This window comes from Stenotrophomonas sp. 01N47 (assembly GCF_056399165.1).
Map to the genome: position 1 here is coordinate 243,675 of NZ_JBFTQU010000004.1, position 20,974 is coordinate 264,648.

The following is a 20,974-nucleotide window of genomic DNA, read 5'->3' on the forward strand; positions in this document are numbered from 1 at the left end:
AAACCCGGAAATCGACGGGATTACTTGCCGAAGTCGTACTTGGCCTGCACGTACACGGTGCGGCCGTAGACGTTGTACAGGTAGTTGTTGAACGGCGTGCCGGAGGTGCCCTGGTAGCTGTGAGCCTGCTGCTCGGGCATCTTGTTGAACACGTTGTTGACCATCAGCGACAGGGTCAGGTCATCCTGCACGCGGTAGTTCACGCTCAGGTTGTAAGTGGTGTACGAGGCCCACTTGCCTGCCTTGTAACCCGACGCACCATGGGTGTACTCGTAGCCGTTCAGGCCCGCCAGGTAGTTCGGGGTGTGGCCGATGTAGTTCGCGTACAGCGTGGTGGTCCACTTGTCCAGCGACCAGGCCACCGACGCGTCGGAACGGACCTTGGCGTAGCTGTCGTAGTTCCACATCGACTTCGGGTTGCCCAGCAGGTCCTGGAAGTCCTCGCCCGGCTGCGCCTGCACTTCACGCTTCAGCATGTTGGTGTAGTTGCCCGAGAACTGCAGCGAACCGAAGCGGCCGATGTCCTGCAGGTACTTGAAGCCGACGGTCACGGCCTGCAGGTTCTGGCGGGCCACGTTCATCTTCGGGGTGTACAGCGAGCTCAGGTTGCCGGCCGAATCGCGCACGACCCAGTCAGCCACGTTCTGGCAGGTGGCCGAGGAGCCGTTCGGCAGGCCGTTGCGGCAGTAGTACTCGGCCAGCAGCAGCTGGTCGGTGCTGGCCGTATCGACTTCGTTCTCGATCTTCCAGTTGTAGTAGTCGGCCGAGATCGACAGGTTCGCCATCGGCGCCCAGACGATGCCCGCGTTCCAGACGTCGGCGGTGATCGGCTCCAGGTCCGGGTTGCCGGCACGCTCGGAGTAGACCGAAACGCTGTCCGCGTAGCGGCAGGCGTCGGTGTTGCCCGGCACGTAGCCCAGCTCACCGCAACGGTAGTAGTCGGTGGAGTTGGCAGCGTAATAGCCGCTGCGGCCCTGGAACGCGTCGGGCAGGGTCGGCGCGCGGAAGGCGGTGCCGTACTTGCCGCGGAACAGCAGGCTTTCGATCGGACGGAACTCGACACCCACGCTGTAGGTGGCCTTGTCGACGGTGTTGTCGGCGATCTTGAAGGCGTCATAGCGACCGGAAGCGGTCACCGTCAGCGACTCCAGCAGCGGCATGCGCAGCTCGCTGGTCACCGCGTAGTTGCTGCGATGACCGTTGCCGGCAACAGCCGACGAGCCCCACACGTCGCCGTCCAGCAGGCGCTGGTCGGGGCTGTAGTCCCAACCTTCGCTGCCGCCTTCGACGACCACGGCCAGGCCGGCATCACCGCCCGGCAGCGAGAACAGCGAGCCGTTGGTGACCTGCGCGCGTGCCAGGTTCTGCCAGGTGCGGCTGTGGTTGGTGGTGTAACCGGTGAAGCCAGCGAAATCTTCCGGCGAGATCGGCGAGTAGAACGCGCCCCAGTTGGTGTTGTAGATGCCGAAGCCATCCTGGGTGCCCAGCTGCGGGCCCAGCACCTTGTCGGCGAAGTAGCTGTTGATGGCATTGCCGAAGCGCTGGAACTTGCTCTCATCCAGGCGGTATTCGCCACGGGTGAAGCTCAGGCTGTAGTCCCAGTTGCCGACCGCACCCTTGCCGCCCAGGGTGACCTGGTAGGCACGGCTCTTGTCGTTGTTCAGGATGCCCTTGTAGCCTTCGCCGCCGATGTCTTCCGGAGCGAACGCGCGCTGCAGGTTGACCAGCTTGCCGGAGGCCTGGTCATAGAAGCCACCCATGGTGCTCTTGGTGCCCCACCAGAGGTAGTTCGAGCCCGAGGTGTATTCGGTCTTTTCCTTGCTGTACAGCACGTCGGCGAACAGCTGGAAGTTGTCGTTCACGTCGAAGGTCATCGACGAGTAGAACTGGCCGCTGTCCTTGCCGTTCTTCAGGGTCTTGTAGCCGGCGCCGAAGACCGAGCCGCAGGACTGGCCCGTCGGGCGGTTCGCCAGCACGGTGGTGCCGTCGAACTGGCCGGCAACGTTGGCGCAGTTGCTCGGGTCCATCATGTACAGCGCATTGGTCTTGGCGTCGATGACGGCGAAGTCGTTCGACGGCAGCTGCGCGGTGTAGCCGTTCGCGTTGTTCTGCTTGGTCAGGTCACGCTGGTAGCCCCAGATCGGGTTGCTGCTTTCGATCTGTACGTTGACCAGTGCATTGAAGCGGTCGTCCAGCGCCGAGAAGCCGTGTGCACCGCTGACGCGGAAGCTGTTGCCACCGCCTTCGGTGGAGGTGCCGCCACGCACGGAGAGGCTGCCGCCTTCCATGTGGTCCTTCAGGATGATGTTGACCACGCCGGCGATCGCATCCGAACCGTACAGGGAGGACTGGCCACCCGGCAGGACTTCGATGCGCTCGACGATGTCGATCGGAATGCCGCTGATGTTGTTGAACGCGTCGCCGCCGTTGTACAGCGCCGGGTAGGACATCATCGGGCGGCCGTTGATCAGGTACTTGGTGTAACCCGGATTCAGGCCGAACATGCCAGCGGCTTCAGCGCCCTGGGTGAACGAAGCGGAGGTCTGGCCGCCCTGGATGCCGCCGGTGGTCAGCGAGGACTGCTGCAGCACCTCGGCGACGCTGTTGAAGCCGCGCGACTGGATGGCTTCAGCGCTGATGGTCATGACCGGGGTCTGGGTCTCGACCTGGGTCTGCGGGATCAGCGAGCCGGTGACGGTGATCTTGTCCAGATTGGTGGCCTTGTCCTGGGCCATTGCCGGCGAGGCGGCAACCAGGGCGGAGATCAAGGCGACAGCGAGGGTGTTGCGACGTGCAGAATTGCGAAGGTCTTTCATGTAGTTCCGTTCAGAGAGCAAATACGAGTACGGCACTGCGCATGCGCCATCGTGCGTGCCGTAGATCCAGCAACGCAGCCCAAAACCAGTGCTTAGCGAACGTAACATGAACTTAACAATCTGTGCACGAATCTGTAGCAATCCTGAATTTCAGTCAGCGTACGTCCAGCTAGTATGATGTTGGGTTCTTCTTGTCGATTCACCCGGAGCCCGCAGTGAACAGTTCTTCCCGTCGTCCGCATGCCAGCCAGGTGCAGAAGGGACTGGCGCCGCATGCGCGCATCCGCAACGTGATCGCGGTGGGCTCGGGAAAGGGTGGCGTGGGCAAGTCGACCACGGCGGTCAACCTGGCCGTCGCACTGCAGCAGCTGGGGGCGCGCGTAGGCGTGCTTGATGCCGATATCTACGGCCCCAGCGTGCCGGCGATGCTCGGCCTGTCCGGTCGCCCGGAAAGCCCGGACAACAAGAGCATCGAGCCGATGCGGGCCTTCGGCGTGGACACCATGTCGATCGGTTATCTGGTCGAGGACGAAACGCCGCTGATCATGCGCGCACCGCGCGCGACGGCGGCGTTGACCCAGCTGTTCGAAGACACGCTGTGGGACGATCTGGACTACCTGCTGATCGACCTGCCGCCGGGCACCGGCGACATCCAGCTGACGCTGGTGCAGAAGATCCCGCTGGCCGGTGCAGTGATCGTCACCACGCCGCAGGACATCGCCACGCTGGATGCGAAGAAGGCGCTGAAGATGTTCGAGAAGGTCGAGGTGCCGGTGCTGGGCGTGGTCGAGAACATGGCCGTGCATACCTGCAGCAACTGCGGTCATGTGGAGCACCTGTTCGGCGAGGGTGGTGGCGAGCGCATGGCGGCGCAGTACGGCGTGCCGCTGCTGGGGTCGCTGCCGCTGCAGATCGGCATCCGCGAGCAGGGCGATGCCGGTACCCCGATCACCGCCGCGCAGCCGGAATCGGCGGCGGCCCAGGCCTACCATCGCGCCGCCCAGCGTCTGGTCGAGGAGGTGGGCAAGCGCCCGCGCGCCTCGATCCCGATCCTGTCCTCGCTGCTGTAAGGGCCTGCTGGCGGGGCTGCGGCGGCGACGCCCGGCCCCCTGTTAGAATCCTCGCGCCCCCTCGCACCCAGGACAGAGCATGAGCATCAAGAGTGATCGTTGGATCCGCCGGATGTCCGAACAGCACGGCATGATCGAGCCGTATGAGGCCGGGCAGGTCAAGCAGGCCAACGGCGAGCGCATCGTCAGCTACGGCACTTCCAGCTACGGCTACGACGTGCGCTGCTCGCGCGAGTTCAAGGTGTTCACCAACATCAACTCGACGATCGTGGACCCCAAGCATTTCGATCCGGGCAGCTTCGTCGATATCGTCGGTGACGAGTGCATCATTCCGCCGAACAGCTTCGCCCTGGCACGCACGGTCGAGTATTTCCGCATTCCGCGCGACACCCTGGTGGTGTGCCTGGGCAAGAGCACCTATGCGCGCTGCGGCATCATCGTCAACGTGACCCCGCTGGAGCCGGAGTGGGAAGGCCACGTGACCCTGGAATTCAGCAACACCACGCCGCTGCCGGCGCGCATCTACGCCAACGAAGGCGTGGCGCAGATGCTGTTCTTCCAGTCCGATGAAGTGTGCGAGACCTCGTACAAGGATCGCGGCGGCAAGTACCAGGGCCAGACCGGCGTGACCCTGCCGCGCACCTGACAGCTTGCGTCAGCGCGTATCGGTAGCGCCGGGCCATGCCCGGCGTTTCCGTTTGTGGGGACGCGCTGCGCTTGCCGGGCATGCCCCGGCGCTGCAGGACAAAGGCGGCGCATGCGCCGCCTTTGCTTATTTGCCGCGACCGAACAGGATCGCGATGCCTACGGCGACCAGGCCGAGCGGCCACCAGGTCAGCAGCAGGCGAGACAGGTTCAGGTTGGTCCAGCCCAGGTTGCTGGCCAGCATGAACAGGCCGATCAGGATCAGCAGGATGGCGGCGACGATATTGAATCGCATCGGGTCGGCACTGGCTCAGGAATGGGCCGGATATCCTAGCCGTTCCTTCCAGTAGGCGACATGCTGGTCCAGTGCAGCCGGTTCATAGCGGTGCGCCGGACCGCTGCCCCAGACCGGTCCCGGCCACGCCGGATCGCCGTCGTGGCGGCCGATCACGTGGAAATGCAGCTGGCGCACGATGTTGCCCAGCGCGCCGATGTTGATCTTCTCCACCCCGTCTGAACCGTGCAGGGCCTTGCAGGCGCGGTTGAGCTCGGTGCGCAGCTTGTCCTGCTGCTCGCCGTCCAGCTCGATCCACTCGGTCACCCCGGCCAGACGCGGCACCAGGACCAGCCAGGGGAATCGTTCGTCGTTCATCAGTCGCACTTGCGACAACGGGCCTTCGGCCACCAGCACGCTATCGGTGGCCAGGCGTGAATCGAGTTCGAAATCGCTCATCCAAGATGCTCCGAGAAGAAGTCCAGGGTGCGTTGCAGCGCCAGGGCGGCGCTGTCTGGATCATACGCATGTCCGACCTCGCGGTTGAAGGCATGGTCGGCCGGATAGACGTAGGTCGCCATCTGCGGCAGCTTCTCACGGTGCGCCTGGATCGCCTCCGGCGGGATGCTCTTGTCCTGCGCGCCGAAGTGGAACATCACCGGGGCCTTCGGCGTCTCGTCCAGGAACTGCACGTTGCGCGCGCCGTAGTAGCTCACCGAGGGCAGGCCCAGGCGCAGCGCGGACAGCAGGGCGACGCTGCCACCCCAGCAGTAGCCGACCGTGCCGACCTTGCCATGCGGTGCCAGCCGGGTTGCCGCGGCGCGGACCACTTCCAGTGCCTTTTCCATGCCCAGCGCGGTAACCCGCTCCAGCCCATCCTTCACTCCCTCGGGGGTGTAGGGCAGGGCATCCGGGTCGGCCGTGGGGCCGTCGACCAGGTCGAAGAACGACGGCGCCAACACGGCGTAGCCCTCGGCCGCGAATCGCTCAGCGACGCTGCGGATGTGCGGGTTGGCGCCGAAGATCTCCTGTACCACCACCAGGCTGCCGCGCGGGGCTCCTTCGGGCAGGGCCTGCCAGGCGCGGACCGGGCCGTAATGCGTATCCAGGGTGATCCATTCGGACATCGGGGGTACCTCGTTGCAGGGGCCAGGCCTGCATTGTCGATGCTGGGCGGGTTAGCGCGATGTCAGCGGTTGTGCGGAATCGGGCGGCTCATGATTCAGAGGCGGCCGTTCAACCCCGGTATACTGGCGCCCCTTCAGGCCCCGGCCCCCAGGTCCCCCTGCCATGCCGGCAGGGGCCCAGGCCCCCAGAGTCCCGCGATTCCATGTCCCAGCTGAACCCCAAAGTCGGCTTCGTCAGCCTTGGCTGCCCGAAGGCCCTCGTCGATTCCGAACGCATCCTCACCCAGCTGCGGTCGGAAGGTTACGACATCGTCCCGTCCTACGATTCGGCCGACGTGGTGGTGGTCAACACCTGTGGCTTCATCGATTCGGCGGTGACCGAATCGCTGGATGCCATCGGCGAAGCGATGAACCAGAACGGCAAGGTCATCGTCACCGGCTGCCTGGGCAAGCGCCCTGAGCAGATCCGCGAGGCGTACCCGAACGTGCTGGCGGTGTCCGGGCCGCAGGATTACCAGAGCGTGATGGAAGCGGTGCATGCAGCGCTGCCGCCCAAGCACGACCCGTTCGTGGATCTGGTGCCGGACTACGGCATCAAGCTGACCCCGCGTCACTACGCCTATCTGAAGATTTCCGAAGGCTGCAACCACCATTGCAGTTTCTGCATCATTCCTTCGATGCGCGGCAAGCTGGTCTCGCGCCCGGTCGATGAGGTGCTGCGCGAAGCCGAGCGCCTGGTGCGCGGCGGTGTGCGCGAACTGCTGGTGGTTTCGCAGGACACCTCTGCCTACGGCGTGGATGTGAAGTACGCCGAGAAGATGTGGCGCGACAAGGCCTACCAGACCCGCCTGAAGGCACTGTGCGAAGGCCTGTCTGAACTGGATGCGTGGGTGCGCATGCACTACGTCTATCCGTATCCGCACGTCGATGACGTGGTGCCGTTGATGGCCGAGAACCGGATTCTGCCGTATCTGGACATCCCGTTCCAGCACGCCAGCCCGCGCATCCTGCGCCTGATGAAGCGCCCCGGCGCGGTCGAGAAGACCCTGGAGCGCGTGCAGAACTGGCGCCGCATCGCGCCGGACATCACCGTGCGTTCGACCTTCATCGTCGGTTTCCCGGGCGAGACCGAGGCCGAGTTCGAAGAGCTGCTGTCCTTCCTGGACGAAGCGCAGCTGGACCGCGTCGGTGCATTCGCCTACTCGCCCGTCGAGGGCGCCACGGCCAACAACCTGCCGGATCCGGTGCCGGAGGAAGTGAAGCAGGAACGACTGGCGCGCTTCATGGAGAAACAGGCGCAGATTTCGGCTTCGCGTCTGGAAGCCAAGATCGGCACGGTGCAGCAATGCCTGGTCGATGCCATCGAAGGCGATATCGCGGTGGCGCGTTCCAAGGCCGATGCTCCGGAGATCGACGGCCTGGTGCATATCCAGAACGCAGACCAGGTGGCGTTGCGCGTGGGTGAGTTCGTCGACGTGGAAATCACCGAGAGCGACGAGCACGATCTCTACGGCGACGCACTGCCGCCGACCACGCGCCCGGCATTGGACCTCAAGGTGCTGTGACCGGGGCGGAGGCTGCTGATGGCGGCCCCCGCCGCTTCGTGCCACCGCTGCGTGCGGCGGTGGACAGGGCTGCGTTCGATCATCCTCTGTTTGCTGCTATCGCCGAGTTCGGTGATCTGCTGACGGCAGCGGACTGGCCACGCGTGGTCGATCTGGACGCGCGCCTGGCCTTGGCGGGCAAGCGCTTTGTTGAACAGGATGCGGCGTTGCTGGCAGACGGCCTGCATTACGAAACGCGCATTGCCGAAGGGTGCATCGCAACCCGCGCGGGCAACTGGCACGACCTGTTCAATGCCCTGGTCTGGGCACGCTACCTGCCGATCAAGTGCGCACTCAACGCGCAGCAATGCCGGCACATCGAGGGCATGGCCGCAGGACAGCGCAACCGCGCGCAGGCCGCGCTGACCCAGTTCGATGAAACCGGCGTGGTGGTACGCGTGCGCGACCCGGCATTGCTTGCAGCCTGGGATGCTCACCAGTGGCGCGTGCTGTTCGAACCGATCCATTGGCAGTCAGGTCGGATCGCCATCGCCGCAGTATTCGGTCATGCCTTGATGGAACAGGCGCTGCTGCCGGGCCGGCTGCTGGTCGGCAAATGCGTGGTGCTGCAGGGCGATGACGATGTAGGCTGCATCGACACGGTCGCGCGCGCCATCGAGGAGGGCAGGGTGCTGCTCGATCCCTTGGAACTGCGTCCGCTTCCATTGGCGGGTATTCCCGGCTGGCACACCGACCAGGCGCCAGCCTTTTACGCGAACGACGATTATTTCCGTCCGCTGCGCGAAGGGCGCCGCTATCCGCCGCCGCTTCTCTAGAACCGAGCCCATGCCCGGCTGAGCGCCGCTGCCCGCCACAGGCTCAGCCGTTGGCCGCGGTCTCGTACTCCACACCGATCACCGCAAAGGTGTGGTTGCCACTGGGCAGTTCCACTGAAAACTCATCATCCAGGCGCTTCTTCAACAAGGCCCGCGCCAAGGGCGAATCGATGCTGATCCAGCCCAGTCCCGCATCGGTCTCATCCGGCCCGACGATGCGGTAGCGGCTGGTCTGCCCGCTGTCCACGTTCTCCAGTTCCACCCACGCACCGAAGAACACTGCCTGCGGATCAGTCGGCGTGGTGTCGACCACGCGCAGCGATTCCAGGCGCTTGGTCAGGTAGCGCACGCGACGATCGATCTCGCCCAGCTGCTTCTTGCGGTAGGTGTATTCGGCATTCTCCGAGCGATCGCCTTCGGCCGCGGCCGCGGCCAGCGCCTTGACCACTTCCGGTCGACGCACCCGCCACAGCTCATCCAGCTCGGTTTTCAGGCGCGCATGGCCGGCGGCGGTGATCAGTGCGGTGCTCTTTTCTGCGGGGGGACGCCAACGCGACATGTAATGCGGCTTCTCGTGCGGAATGAAACAACTACGGCGCGCCGTCGCCGGCGCGCCGCGAAGGTGAAGGTGAAGGTACTATCGGAGCTCTCAGCGCTTGCCGCCGAAGATGCCACCGAGGATGCCGCGCACGATCTGGTTGCCCAGCTTGGTGCCGACCGTACGCGTGGTCTGCTTGGCCATCGTCTCGATCATGCCCTGGCGGCGTTTGGTGCCGAAAATCGCGTCCTTGATCGACTGCCCGAAGCCACCTTCCTGCGCCTCGTCCTGCCCACGGCTGCGCGCGGCGGGCGCATCGGTTTTCTCGACGGCCTTCTGCGCGCGCTGGGCCAGCAGTTCGGCGGCCGATTCGCGGTTGACGGCAGTGTCGTAGCGGGTGCCGACCGGGCTGCCAGCACGCACCTGCGAACGTTCGGTGTCGGTGACCGGTCCCATGCGGCAGCGCGGCGGCGCGATCATCGTCTGCTGCACCGGCATCGGCACGCCCTTGTCCTGCAGCGTGGACACCAGCGCCTCGCCGGTACCGAGCTGGCTGAGCACCTTCACCACATCCAGCTTCGGGTTCGGTACGAAGGTCTCGGCGGCGGTCTTCACCGCCTTCTGGTCGCGCGGGGTGAATGCGCGCAGCGCGTGCTGTACACGGTTGCCGAGCTGGCCGAGGATGTTGGCCGGCACGTCGTCCGGGAACTGCGAGCAGAAGTACACGCCCACGCCCTTGGAACGGATCAGCCGCACCACTTGTTCGATGCGCTGTACCAGAGCGGGCGGTGCATCGTCGAACAGCAGGTGCGCTTCGTCGAAAATGAAGACCAGCTTCGGCTTGTCGAGGTCGCCCACTTCGGGCAGCTGCTCGAACAGCTCCGATAGCAGCCACAGCAGGAAGGTGGAGTACAGCTTGGGCTTGAGCACCAGCTGGTCGGCGGCAAGGATGCCGATGACACCGCGGCCGTCATGGTTGACCCGCATGATGTCGGCCAGTTCCAGCGCCGGTTCGCCGAAGAAATGCTCGCCGCCGTCCTGGGCCAGCCGCAGCAGGGCGCGCTGGATGGCGGCCACCGACTGCGCACTGACCAAGCCGTACTCGGTGGAGATGTCCTTGCGCTCCTCGGCCACCAGGCCGAGCAGGGCGCGCAGGTCGTCCATGTCCAGCAGCAGCAGGCCGCGGTCGTCGGCCAGCTTGAACACGATGTCGAGCACGCCGGCCTGGGTGTCGTTCAATTCCAGGATGCGGGCCAACAGGGTCGGGCCCATCTCGCTCACGGTGGTGCGCACCGGGTGGCCGAGCTTGCCGTACAGGTCCCAGAACACGGTGGGGCTGGCGGCCGGGGCATAGTCGCTCACACCGATCTCGGCCGCGCGCTTGAGCAGGTTCTCGGCGCCGGTACCCGGCACGGCCAGACCGGACACATCGCCTTTCACATCGGCCAGGAACACCGGTACCCCGATCCGCGAGAAGCCCTCGGCCAGGGTCATCAGGGTCACGGTCTTGCCGGTGCCGGTGGCGCCGGCGACCAGCCCATGGCGGTTGCCGAGTTTCGGCAGCAGGGTGACAGCCACATCGTCGGTGATGCCTTTGCCGAGCAGAATCGGATCCATGGTCCAGCCCTTGTGATGAATGTGCCAATGTTAACCGCCGACAGTGACGGGCCGAAGGTCGGCTTGCCCCGACCTTGGCAGCGCCGCTACTCTGCCTGCCTGTTTCATACACAGTGCCACCAATGCCCGTTCCTGTCCTGATTTCCCGCACCTGGCCGCTGCTGGCCCTGGCTGGCCTGGTTTCCCTGGCACCGGAGGCCCACGCACAGCGGGTTTCGGCCCGGGACAAGGTGAAGGTGGATGCACTGCAGCAGCGCATGACTGCAGCCGAGAAGCGCTACAGCGATGCCGTGCTGCTGGTGGCCAACGCCGATCCGAAGGGTCGCAACGAGGCCGATGCCGCGCTGGAGGACATGGAAGATGTCATCAGCGAATGCGTGAAGCAGAAGGGTTGCCAGATGAGCAACATGCTGGCGACCTACAAGCGGCTGCTCAAGCACGACGCCGATGCCGCCGCCGATGATGACGTGGTCGATGAAGCCGGCGACCGCCTGGAGGCCGACCCGGACCATGTCGGCCCGCTGGCTGCCGACGTGCCCGAGGCGGCCCGCGCAGCGGCGCTGCTGAACGACAAGCGCCATGCCTTCGACAACATGGTCGAGTACAACCCCGCCGTGCAGGCCGGCATCCGCCGCTGGCTGACCGACATGCGCCCGGCGCTGATGACCACCTACGAGAACTACCAGAACCTGCGTGCGGTGATGTGGCCGGAATGGGAGAAGCGCGGCCTGCCCGAGGCGCTGCTGTTCGGCATCATGGCCAAGGAGTCCAACGGCCGCGTGCATGCGTCCTCACGCGTGGGCGCCGCGGGCCTGATGCAGTTCATGCCGGCCACCGGCCGCCGCTTTGGCTTGGGCCCGGACGGTACCGGTTTCGATACCCGCTTCGACGCGCGCAGCGCCGCCGAAGCCAGCGCGACGTACCTCAACGAACGCATGCGCCAGCTCAACAACAACGTCGAACTGTCGCTGGCCGGTTACAACGGCGGTGAGGGCCGCGCAGCGCGCGTCTACAAGCAGTACCCGGGCCAGAGCTTCTGGGTGGACAGCGTCTACAACCAGTTCCCGGGCGAAACCAAGGACTACGTGCCGATGGTGATCGCCGCGTCCTGGATCTTCCTGCACCCCCAGCAGTACGGCGTGGAGTTCCCGAAGATCAACGCGCAGCCGGCAACCATCCGCCTGGCCCGCTCGACCACGATCTACGAACTGACCATCTGCCTGGGCAGCCATGGCACCCGCGATGGTTATATGCGCGCGTTGCGCAACCTCAACCCGCGCTATGAGGCCGATGGCTGGATCCCGGCAGGAACCCTCATCAATGCCACCAACCGCATTGCCGGCCTGTACGCGCGCAACTGCGTCAGCGGCCCGCGTGCGGATCTGGCCCGCACCCTGATCACCGCCGACCTCAATGCCGCGATCATGCGCCCCAGCGCTGCCAGCTACACCGGCAGCGTGGCCGTGGGCGGGGTGGTACCGGTGGTCGATCCCAACGCCGCCAGCAGCGTGCCGACCGCGCCTGCCGCGCCCGTGGCTGCGCCGCGCCCGGCGCCGGCCCCGCGTGCCAAGCCGGCCCGCAGCTACAAGGTCGGCAAGGGTGAGACCCTGGGCCGGATCGCCGCCAAGTTCCAGTGCGATGTGCCGGTGCTGGCCCGCGCCAATGGCCTCAAGGCCCCCGGCTACAGCCTGCGCCACGGCCAGGTGCTGAAGCTGCAGGGCTGCGACAAATAATCTTTCTGCAATCTGGATATCGCATGGACATCGAAGACACCCGCAACCTGTTCACCAACCTCCGCGAGAACACCGACTGGGACCTGGATGCCCCGCTGCTGTGGGGGTACTTCTTCGTGCACTCCACCGCCGAGCCGCTGCAGGCACTGGGCACCCACCTGCAGGCGCAGGGCTATGTGCTGGTGGAACTGTTCGAGCAGGAGCCGGAGGACGGTGACGCTGCATTCCACGTGCTGCATGTGGAGCGCGTGGAAGTCCACGACGAAACCTCGCTGGACAAGCGCAACCAGGAACTGAGTGCGCTGGCTACGCAGATGGGCGTGGAAGACTACGACGGCATGGACGTCGGCCCGGCGCCGACCCTGCAGTAACGCCCACATCCGGTAGTGCCGGCCGCTGGCCGGCAACGCTCGATGCGTTGGATCAACGGAGATGCCGGCCAGCGGCCGGCACTACCGCAGGATCAGCGAAGCTTGGCCAGTGCCTGGCCCAGCTGCACCGGATGTTCGGCATCCAGATGCGGGGCGAATTCGGCCACGCCCGGCGGCAGCAGAACGATCACGGTCGAGCCGTAATTGAAGCGCGCCATCTCTTCGAAGCGCTGCAGCGTGATGCCGCGGCCCCGGTAGTCCTTGCGGGTGATGCGGTCGCCGTAATGCGGAATCTCTTCGCCGCTCCATACCGTTTCCACGCCCGACACCAGCAGCGCACCGACCATCACGCTGACCATCGGGCCGAAGCTGGTGTCGAAATGGCAGACCAGGCGTTCGTTGCGCGCGAACAGGCCGGGCACGTTGTTCACCGCAGCCGGGCCGACGCTGAACAGGCGGCCGGGCACATGCACGGTTTCGCGCAGGGTGCCGGTCCACGGCATGTGCACGCGGTGGTAGTCGCGCGGCGACAGGTACACCGTGGCATACAGGCCCTCGTTGAACGGCTTGGCGTCCTCGGCGCTGCCCAGCAGCTCGGCGGCGGTGAAAGACTGCCCCTTGGCCTGGAAGATGCGCCCGGCGTCGATCTTTCCGAGCTGGCTGATGCGGCCGTCCGCCGGCATCACCAGGCTGCGCGGATCGGCATCGGCCGCGCGCGCGCCGGGTTTCAGCGCGCGGGTGAAGAACTGGTTGAAGGTCGGGTAGCTGCGCGGGTCCGGATTGGCCGCTTCATCCAGGTTGACGTTGAACTTGCGGGTGACCGTGTCGATCAGCCAGCGCGATACGCGCGGGTTGTCCGAGTACGCCAGCGAACGCGCCATCGAGGACAGCAGGCGGTGGGGCAGGACGTACGTGAGGGCGGTGGTCAGACTCATGGGGCGGATTTCTCGGTCAGCTTCTGCAGGTCGCGGGCGATCGCCGGCGCATTGAACGGGGGCCGCACCAGGCCGGCAAGCCGGCCCTGCGGATCGAGCACGGCCAGGCTGGCGGAGTGCTCGAGGGTGTAATCCTCGGGATTCTCGTCGAAGTGCTTGCCCGGCACCTTCTGGAACACGAAGCCCAGCGAGGTGGCAAAGCGCTCCAGCGAGGGAATGTCGGCGGTCGCCGCCAGGGTGTCCTTGTGGAAGCCGTGGGCGTACTCGCCCAGGCGCGTGGCGGTGTCGCGCTCCGGGTCGACCGAGACGAACAGCACGCGCGGGCGCAGGCCATCGGGCAGCGCTTCCCACTGATTCTGCGCACCGGCCAGCTCGGCCAGGGTGGTCGGGCAGACGTCCGGGCAGAAGGTGAAGCCAAGGAATACCAGGGTCCAGTGGCCCTTCAGTTCGCCGGGAATCAGGCGCGTGCCGTCGGACTGGGCCAGGTTGTAGTCGGGCAGGGTGCGCGGCTGCGGGTACAGGGTGATCGCTTCGGTGGCCGGCTGCCCGGCCGGCGGCTTCGGCGCGAACACCTGCTGGGCGGCGAGCAGGCCAAGGCCCGCTGCCAGAGCGATCAGCAGGATGATGCCGACGTTGCGATTGAACATGGGATTCCGCCGCAGGAAGTGGCCACCATCATACCGGCTGCGACTGGATCGTTTCTGCCGCAACGGATGCCGGCGCAGGCGGCAACCCCTATAATCGGGGGCCACTTTGCCCGCAGTACCGCCATGACCGCTGAAACGGCCGCCGAACTCCATACGATCATCGATCTGATCCGCTACGGCACCAGCCGTTTCAACGCTGCGGGCCTGACCTTCGGGCACAGCTACGACAATGCCCTGGACGAGGCCACCCAGCTGGTGCTGCACGGCCTGCACCTGCCGCACGACCTCGGCCCGGCCTACGGCCAGGCACGCCTGTTGCTGGAAGAGAAGCTGGCGGTGCTGGAGCTGTTCCAGCGCCGCATCGACGAGCGCATCCCGGCTGCCTACCTGACCGGTGAAGCCTGGTTCGCCGGCCTCAGCTTCAAGAGCGACACACGCGCCCTGGTGCCGCGTTCGCCGATCGCCGAACTGATCGAGTGCGGCTTCGAGCCGTGGCTGGCCGGCCGCGATGTCAACCGCGCGCTGGACCTGTGCACCGGTTCGGGCTGCATCGCCATCGCCATGGGGCACTACTACCCTAACTGGGAAGTAGACGGCGTGGACCTCAGCGATGATGCGCTGTCGCTGGCCGAAGAGAACAAGGAACGCCTGCAGGCACACAACGTGACGCTGCTGAAGTCGGACCTGTTCAACGGCCTGACCGGGCGCCACTACGACCTGATCGTCACCAACCCGCCGTATGTCACCAACGACGAGACCGATGCCCTGCCGCAGGAATACTCCTACGAGCCGGAGATGGGCCTGCGTGCCGGCGACGACGGCCTGGACCTGGTGCTGAAGATCCTGCGCGACGCGCCGCTGCACTTGAGCGAGGACGGCCTGCTGATCTGTGAAGTGGGCGAATCCGAACAGCACCTGATCAAGCTGCTGCCGGAAGTGGATTTCGCCTGGGTCGAATTCAAGGTCGGCCAGATGGGCATCTTTGCGGTCGAGTGCCGCGAGCTGATCGCCCACAGCGCGCGCATCACCGAACTGGCGGCGCAGCGCCCGTGAGCTCCAATTCGTTCGGCAAGCTGTTCACCGTCACCACGTTCGGCGAATCGCACGGGCCGGCCATCGGCTGCGTGATCGATGGCTGCCCGCCGGGGCTGGCGCTGGACGCGGCCGAATTCAGCCACGACCTGCAGCGTCGCGCCACCGGCAAGAGCCGGCACACGTCGGCGCGGCGCGAGGCCGACGAGGTCGAAATCCTGTCCGGGGTGTACGAGGGCCTGACCACCGGCACCCCGATCGCGCTGCTGATCCGTAACACCGACCAGCGCAGCAAGGACTACAGCAACATCGGCCAGCAGTTCCGTCCGGGGCATGCCGATTACAGCTACTGGCACAAGTACGGCATCCGCGACCCGCGCGGTGGTGGCCGTTCCTCGGCACGCGAGACCACCATGCGCGTGGCCGCTGGCGTGGTTGCCAAGAAATGGCTGGCCGAACGCTTCGGCGTTACCGTGCGCGGCTACCTGTCGCAGCTGGGCGAGATCACTCCGGCCGGTTTCGACTGGTCGGTGGTCGAGGACAACCCGTTCTTCTGGCCGCATGCCGCACAGGTGCCCGAGCTGGAGGCGTACATGGATGCGCTGCGCAAGTCCGGCGATTCGGTCGGTGCCTGCGTGGACGTGGTCGCCGACAATGTGCCGCCGGGCTGGGGCGAGCCGATCTACGGCAAGCTTGATGGCGAGCTCGCGGCCGCACTGATGAGCATCAACGCGGTGAAGGGCGTGGAGATCGGCGACGGTTTCGCCAGCGCCATGCAGAAGGGCACCGAACACCGTGACCTGCTGACCCCGCAGGGTTTTGCCAGCAACCATGCCGGCGGCATTCTCGGTGGCATTTCCACCGGCCAGCCGGTGGTCGCCTCGATGGTGCTCAAGCCGACTTCCAGCCTGCGCCTGCCCGGTGAATCGCTGGATACGGCCGGCAATGTGGTGGAGGTAGTCACCACCGGCCGCCATGATCCCTGCGTCGGCATCCGCGCCACGCCCATCGCCGAGGCGATGATGGCACTGGTGCTGATGGACCAGGCGCTGCGCCACCGCGCGCAGTGCGGCGATGTCGGCACCATCACCCCGCGCATTCCCGGCCAGCTTGATGGCTGATACGCGGCCGACGGTATGGGTGAGCCAGCCGCTGATCGACGCGGCCATCGCGCCGCTGCGCGATCGCATGCAGCTGCGCACCACCGATACCGTCACCGCCTGGTCGCCGCAGCAGATCGCCGCGCAGCTGGCGGATGTTGACGGGGCGATCATCACCCTCAACGAGCGCATCGGTGCGACCCAGGTCGCCGATGCCGCGCAGTTGAAGGTGATCGCCAATGTCGGCGTCGGCTACAACAATCTGGATGTCGACGCGCTCAGCGCCGCCGGCATTCTCGCCAGCAACACCCCGGACGTTCTCACCGAGACCACCGCCGATCTCGGCTTTGCGCTGTTGATGGCCACCGCGCGCCGGATCACCGAATCCGAGCGCTGGCTGCGCGAGGGCCAGTGGGGGCAGTGGTCGTTCCAGACCATGCTGGGTGCCGACATCCATGGCAGCACGCTGGGCATCCTCGGCATGGGCCGCATCGGCCAGGGCATCGCCCGTCGCGGCGCGCACGGCTTCGGCATGAAGGTGCTCTACCACAACCGTTCGCGGCTGCCGGCTGATACCGAAGCCGCGCTCGGCGCGACCTATGTGGATCTGGACACGCTGCTGGCGCAGTCCGACCATCTGTTGACCGTGTTGCCATACACCCCCGCCTCGCACCACATCATCGACGCCGCCGCGCTGGCCAAGATGAAGCCGTCTGCCACCCTGGTGAACATCGCCCGCGGCGGCATCGTCGACGAGCTGGCGCTGGCCGATGCACTGGCCAACGGTCGCCTGGCGGCGGCCGGCCTGGATGTCTACGAAGGCGAGCCGAACGTGCGGCCGGAACTGCTGGCCCTGCGCAACATCGTGCTGACCCCGCATATCGGCAGCGCATCGCTGGCGACGCGCACGGCCATGGTGCAGATGGCCGCGGACAATCTGCTGGCCGGGCTTGGCCTGGACGGCAGCCCGTCGCGCATGCCGAGCGCGATCAACGCCGACGCGGCCCTTGCCGCGCGCGCGACCTCGGACAAAAAAAGCGGGAAACGATAGGGAACCTCCGCGCATCCATCCGAGGAGGCTCCCCGAACCCAGCTGTCGTGCGTGAGTTTTCCCCCTTCCCGTTTTCGTGAGAGTTCCCCCATGAGCAATGCACAACGCAGCTTCCACGTCGCCATCGTCGGCGCCACCGGCGCGGTCGGCGAGACCATGCTGGCCATCCTGGCCGAGCGCGATTTCCCGGTCGGCACCCTGAGCCTGCTCGCTTCCGAGCGCTCGGCCGGCGGCGAAGTCGAATTCAACGGCAACAAGGTCAGGATCCAGGACCTGGCCACCTTCGACCCGAGTGGCGTGGACATCGCCCTGTTCTCGGCCGGTGGCAGCGTGTCCAAGGAATACGCCCCGAAGTTCGCTGCCGCTGGCGCGGTGGTGATCGACAACTCCTCGGCCTTCCGTTACGACGATGACGTGCCGCTGGTGGTGTCGGAGGTCAATCCGGACCAGGTCGCCAACCGTCCGCGCGGCATCATCGCCAACCCGAACTGCTCGACCATGCAGATGCTGGTCGCGCTGGCACCGCTGCACCGCAAGTACGGCATCGAGCGCATCAACGTGTCCACCTACCAGTCGGTATCCGGCGGTGGCCGTTCGGCACTGGAGGAACTGGGCAAGCAGACCGGCCAGCTGCTGAGCTTCCAGGAAATCGATCCGCAGCGTTTCCCGGTGCAGATCGCCTTCAACCTGATCCCGCACATCGACGACTTCCTGGACAACGGCTTCACCAAGGAAGAGATGAAGCTGGTCTGGGAGACCCGCAAGATCCTGGGCGACGACAGCATCCTCGTGAACCCGACCGCGGTGCGCGTGCCGGTGTTCTATGGCCACTCCGAATCGGTGGCGATCGAAACCCGTGACAAGGTGACCGTGGCCGAAGCGCGCGCGCTGCTGGAACAGTCGCCGGGCATCGAGGTGGTGGATCGTCACGAGGCCGGTGGCTACCCGACGCCGGTCACCCATGCCTCGGGCACCGACGCGGTGTACGTCGGCCGCATCCGCGAGGACCTGTCGCATCCGCGCGGCCTGAACCTGTGGATCGTGTCGGACAACGTGCGCAAGGGCGCAGCCCTCAACGCGGTGCAGCTGGCCGAGCTGGTCGCCGCCGAGAAGCGCTGATCCCCGCTGTTGCCTGACCGGTAGTGCCGGCCGCTGGCCGGCAGTGCCTTATCGATGCATGCCCGTGCCTGCCGGCCAGTGGCGGGCACTACCGCAGTCCGCCTCCCCGGTGGGTGCGGACCTTGGTCCGCACGCTTTATAGTGTCGCCCATGAATAAACGAGCCAAGGGCGCACGGCGTCCGCTCACCTGTCTCTCCGCCGCGCTGCTGGCCCTGGTCAGCAGTTCGGCCATGGCCCTGGGCCTGGGCGACATCCGGGTCCTGTCCAAGCCGGGACAGCCGTTGCTGGCCGAGATCCCGGTGATCTCGGCCGATCCGTCCGAACTTGAGAACCTGCGCGTCGCGCTCGCTTCGCCGGTCACCTTCGAGCGCGTTGGCCTGCAGCGCCCGGCAGGTCTGGTCAGCGAACTGCAGTTCGAGCTGACCCGCAATGCGCAGGGCAGGGCGGTGGTGCGGGTAACCTCGCAGACGCCTGTGGAAACACCCTCGTTGAGCTTCCTGGTCGAGGCCGATTGGGGCCAGGGTCGGCTGGTGCGTGAGTACTCGGCGCTGGTCGATGCACCGGCCAGTGCACTGGCCGTGGCCGAACCGGAAATCGTCGCGCCGGCCGGCGTGCTGTCGGACACCATCGTCCGTGATGCGCCTGCCGCCGCTGCAACCGCACCCGAGCCGGCACCGGTCACGGCGGCCGCCGCACCTGCTGCACCGCGTCCACGGGCCGCGTCACCTGCGCCAGCACCAGCAGTGCCAGCGCCTACGCTGGCCACAGACGGCAGCGTGACCGTGCAGCGCGGGCAGACGCTTTCGCAGATCGCCGGCTCGCTGGCCCGTGGCAATCAGATCAGTCGCGACCGGGCGATGATCGCGCTGTTGCGTGCCAACCCCGAAGCCTTCATCCGAGGCAACGTCAACCTGCTCAAGCAGGGCGCGGTGCTGCGCATGCCGGGCGATACCGCACTGGCTGCGGTGGATGCGGCCGAGGCCGCCGCGCTGGTTCGTGAACATGCCGCGCAGTGGCGGCAGGCACGCACCGTGCCACAGCCGGCCGGCGCCCCGATGCCGATGGCCAAGGCCGATGGCGCTGCTTCTTCCCCGGCTGCGGCCACAGGGGCACGACTTGAAATCGCTCCGGCGCTGGCATCCGACGCCGCGCACGCGGGCACAACCACCGGCACCAGTGCCGGCAGCGAGGGTGACATGCTGGGCAACGAACAACTGCGCCAGGCCAAGGAGGACATCGCCACCCGCGATGCCGAAATCGGCGATCTGAAGCAGCGCGTGGCGGAGCTGGAGAAGCTCAAGGAGCAGCAGCAGTCACTGATCGCGATGAAGGACAATGACCTGGCCGCCGCGCAGCAGCGTTTGGCCCAGGCGCCCGGTGCGCCCGGCGCTGGCACGCCGTGGTACTGGCTGGGCCTGCCGCTGCTCGTGCTGGTTGCCTTGGGCGCCTGGCTGCTGCGTCGTCGCAAGCCCTCGCCGCTGCCGCCGCTGCGCGAGGAACACGATGCCGCCGGCCTGGCAGCAGCGCTGCCGGCAGGTGCCGCGCTGGATACCCTGACCGAACAGGACGCCGGGGTGAACTTCGCCGCCGATGGCGGACGCCAGGAACCGGCGATGCCGGCCTGGGCTGCCACTGCCGACCATGACGTGCCGGCTGCGGACATCCATGAGGATGCCTCGCCGGCCGAGTGGCGGGCGGGTGAGCTTGATGAAGACGAACGAGTTGAACTGCCTGCAGCGGTGAACGATCTGCCGCGCTGGGACGATCCTGCCGGCGCTGCTGCGGTGGCGCCCATCGAGCCAGCCGAGGTGGCCGTGCCCGAATACGCGCTGCAGGCCGAACAGGAGCCGCAGTTCCGCGGTGTGTTCGATCTGCCTGCCGAACCGCATGAGACGGCTGCACCGGTCGACCTGCATGACGACCGTACTGCCGCCGAGGACGCCGCCGGGTCTCGGGCAGACGGTGGTCATGACTGGACCCCGCGTGTCGGCCAGGAGCGGCTGGAACTGGCCATCGCCTATCTGGATCTGGGCGACGCACAGACCGCGCGTACCTTGCTGCACGAGGTGGCCGAAGGGGGTGATCTGCATTGCCAGGCGCAGGCCCGCGAGCTGCTGGCCCGTCTGCCCTGACATTGCGTTGACAAGGACCTGCCATGACCCGCGAACGTCGTCTCGACTACGTTGAATTCGCCTCGAGCGACCCGGCTGCGAGCCGCGCCTTCTTCGAAGAAGTGTTCGGCTGGTCGTTCGTCGATTACGGCAGCGACTACACCGCCTTCGATGATGGCCGACTGCAGGGAGGCTTCTTCCGCGGCCAGCCACAGCGCGCCAGCGAAGGCGCGCCACTGGTGGTGCTGTATGCCGACCAGCTGGCACCGATGGAAGCGGCGGTGCGCAGGGCCGGTGGCCAGATCGTGCGAACCGTGTTTTCTTTCCCCGGCGGCAGCCGTTTCCAGTTCGTCGAGCCCGGTGGCAACGAACTGGCGGTCTGGTCCGAGCGCGACCCGGCCTGAGTG

Annotated in this window: 20 protein-coding genes; 12 read left to right on the forward strand and 8 right to left on the reverse strand. The window is 66.3% G+C overall.

Features of this window, described 5'->3' with window-relative positions; translation table 11 throughout:
* Positions 1 to 20 precede the first annotated feature (20 nt).
* Positions 21 to 2,816 (reverse strand): TonB-dependent receptor plug domain-containing protein, encoded by a 2,796-nt coding sequence (locus tag AC1DKR_RS09195; protein WP_099784946.1) that lies wholly within the window; start codon positions 2,814 to 2,816, stop codon positions 21 to 23.
* A 215-nt stretch (positions 2,817 to 3,031) separates the two neighbouring features.
* On the opposite strand from AC1DKR_RS09195, the gene apbC reads away from it, so the two are divergent.
* Together apbC and dcd are read left to right on the forward strand one after the other, a co-directional pair.
* Positions 3,032 to 3,886: an iron-sulfur cluster carrier protein ApbC gene (gene apbC / locus AC1DKR_RS09200; RefSeq protein ID WP_025876115.1), complete on the forward strand. Its 855-nt coding sequence runs from the start codon at positions 3,032 to 3,034 to the stop codon at positions 3,884 to 3,886.
* Positions 3,887 to 3,965: 79 nt separating this feature from the next.
* On the forward strand, positions 3,966 to 4,532 hold the full coding sequence (dcd, locus tag AC1DKR_RS09205) for a dCTP deaminase (RefSeq protein ID WP_025876117.1): 567 nt from the start codon (positions 3,966 to 3,968) through the stop codon (positions 4,530 to 4,532).
* Between the two features lie 126 nt (positions 4,533 to 4,658).
* Here dcd and AC1DKR_RS09210 read toward each other — a convergent pair whose 3' ends face one another.
* From AC1DKR_RS09210 to AC1DKR_RS09220, 3 genes are read right to left on the reverse strand one after another with little or no spacing between them, the layout of a single operon-like run.
* Positions 4,659 to 4,826 carry a LiaI-LiaF-like domain-containing protein gene (locus AC1DKR_RS09210; RefSeq protein ID WP_025876120.1) on the reverse strand — a complete coding sequence of 56 codons (168 nt, stop codon included), beginning with the start codon at positions 4,824 to 4,826 and terminating at the stop codon, positions 4,659 to 4,661.
* Between the two features lie 15 nt (positions 4,827 to 4,841).
* The gene (locus tag AC1DKR_RS09215) at positions 4,842 to 5,264 is read right to left on the reverse strand and encodes an HIT domain-containing protein (RefSeq protein ID WP_032975033.1); all 423 of its coding nucleotides are present in this window, start codon (positions 5,262 to 5,264) and stop codon (positions 4,842 to 4,844) included.
* Entirely contained in the window at positions 5,261 to 5,932 is a 672-nt protein-coding gene (locus AC1DKR_RS09220) for a dienelactone hydrolase family protein (RefSeq protein WP_312106850.1), read from the reverse strand. Before AC1DKR_RS09220 ends, AC1DKR_RS09215 begins: the two co-directional genes overlap by 4 nt.
* A gap of 203 nt (positions 5,933 to 6,135) precedes the next feature.
* On the opposite strand from AC1DKR_RS09220, the gene rimO reads away from it, so the two are divergent.
* Positions 6,136 to 7,497 (forward strand): 30S ribosomal protein S12 methylthiotransferase RimO, encoded by a 1,362-nt coding sequence (rimO, locus tag AC1DKR_RS09225; protein ID WP_478032446.1) that lies wholly within the window; start codon positions 6,136 to 6,138, stop codon positions 7,495 to 7,497.
* Positions 7,494 to 8,312, forward strand: a complete 819-nt coding sequence (locus AC1DKR_RS09230; RefSeq protein WP_478032448.1) for a DUF3025 domain-containing protein — start codon at positions 7,494 to 7,496, stop codon at positions 8,310 to 8,312. Before rimO ends, AC1DKR_RS09230 begins: the two co-directional genes overlap by 4 nt.
* A gap of 43 nt (positions 8,313 to 8,355) precedes the next feature.
* Here AC1DKR_RS09230 and greB read toward each other — a convergent pair whose 3' ends face one another.
* Positions 8,356 to 8,871, reverse strand: coding sequence for a transcription elongation factor GreB (greB, locus tag AC1DKR_RS09235; protein WP_032975018.1), 516 nt, complete (start codon positions 8,869 to 8,871; stop codon positions 8,356 to 8,358).
* Positions 8,872 to 8,961: 90 nt separating this feature from the next.
* Positions 8,962 to 10,467 (reverse strand): helicase HerA-like domain-containing protein, encoded by a 1,506-nt coding sequence (locus AC1DKR_RS09240; RefSeq protein WP_478032451.1) that lies wholly within the window; start codon positions 10,465 to 10,467, stop codon positions 8,962 to 8,964.
* 122 nt (positions 10,468 to 10,589) lie between these two features.
* On the opposite strand from AC1DKR_RS09240, the gene AC1DKR_RS09245 reads away from it, so the two are divergent.
* The gene (locus AC1DKR_RS09245; RefSeq protein ID WP_478032453.1) at positions 10,590 to 12,200 is read left to right on the forward strand and encodes a transglycosylase SLT domain-containing protein; all 1,611 of its coding nucleotides are present in this window, start codon (positions 10,590 to 10,592) and stop codon (positions 12,198 to 12,200) included.
* Between the two features lie 23 nt (positions 12,201 to 12,223).
* Positions 12,224 to 12,571 (forward strand): ribonuclease E inhibitor RraB, encoded by a 348-nt coding sequence (locus AC1DKR_RS09250; RefSeq protein ID WP_089236327.1) that lies wholly within the window; start codon positions 12,224 to 12,226, stop codon positions 12,569 to 12,571.
* A gap of 92 nt (positions 12,572 to 12,663) precedes the next feature.
* Here AC1DKR_RS09250 and asd read toward each other — a convergent pair whose 3' ends face one another.
* Both asd and AC1DKR_RS09260 read right to left on the reverse strand, forming a co-directional pair.
* Entirely contained in the window at positions 12,664 to 13,506 is an 843-nt protein-coding gene (gene asd / locus AC1DKR_RS09255; protein WP_478032457.1) for an archaetidylserine decarboxylase, read from the reverse strand.
* The gene (locus AC1DKR_RS09260; RefSeq protein ID WP_032975016.1) at positions 13,503 to 14,153 is read right to left on the reverse strand and encodes an SCO family protein; all 651 of its coding nucleotides are present in this window, start codon (positions 14,151 to 14,153) and stop codon (positions 13,503 to 13,505) included. The genes asd and AC1DKR_RS09260 overlap by 4 nt, the downstream gene beginning before the upstream one ends.
* Positions 14,154 to 14,276: 123 nt before the next feature.
* On the opposite strand from AC1DKR_RS09260, the gene prmB reads away from it, so the two are divergent.
* The 6 genes from prmB to AC1DKR_RS09290 all read left to right on the forward strand — a co-directional run bounded on the left by prmB (position 14,277) and on the right by AC1DKR_RS09290 (position 20,971).
* Positions 14,277 to 15,206, forward strand: a complete 930-nt coding sequence (prmB, locus tag AC1DKR_RS09265) for a 50S ribosomal protein L3 N(5)-glutamine methyltransferase (protein WP_312110147.1) — start codon at positions 14,277 to 14,279, stop codon at positions 15,204 to 15,206.
* Complete coding sequence (aroC, locus tag AC1DKR_RS09270) at positions 15,203 to 16,306, forward strand: chorismate synthase (protein WP_223495965.1); 1,104 nt, start codon at positions 15,203 to 15,205, stop codon at positions 16,304 to 16,306. Before prmB ends, aroC begins: the two co-directional genes overlap by 4 nt.
* On the forward strand, positions 16,299 to 17,336 hold the full coding sequence (locus AC1DKR_RS09275) for a 2-hydroxyacid dehydrogenase (protein ID WP_478032460.1): 1,038 nt from the start codon (positions 16,299 to 16,301) through the stop codon (positions 17,334 to 17,336). Before aroC ends, AC1DKR_RS09275 begins: the two co-directional genes overlap by 8 nt.
* Positions 17,337 to 17,426: 90 nt before the next feature.
* Positions 17,427 to 18,455 carry an aspartate-semialdehyde dehydrogenase gene (locus tag AC1DKR_RS09280; protein ID WP_363732410.1) on the forward strand — a complete coding sequence of 343 codons (1,029 nt, stop codon included), beginning with the start codon at positions 17,427 to 17,429 and terminating at the stop codon, positions 18,453 to 18,455.
* A 150-nt stretch (positions 18,456 to 18,605) separates the two neighbouring features.
* Positions 18,606 to 20,588, forward strand: coding sequence for a FimV/HubP family polar landmark protein (locus AC1DKR_RS09285; protein WP_442244081.1), 1,983 nt, complete (start codon positions 18,606 to 18,608; stop codon positions 20,586 to 20,588).
* Between the two features lie 23 nt (positions 20,589 to 20,611).
* Complete coding sequence (locus AC1DKR_RS09290; protein WP_312787889.1) at positions 20,612 to 20,971, forward strand: VOC family protein; 360 nt, start codon at positions 20,612 to 20,614, stop codon at positions 20,969 to 20,971.
* The last annotated feature ends 3 nt before the right edge of the window (positions 20,972 to 20,974 follow it).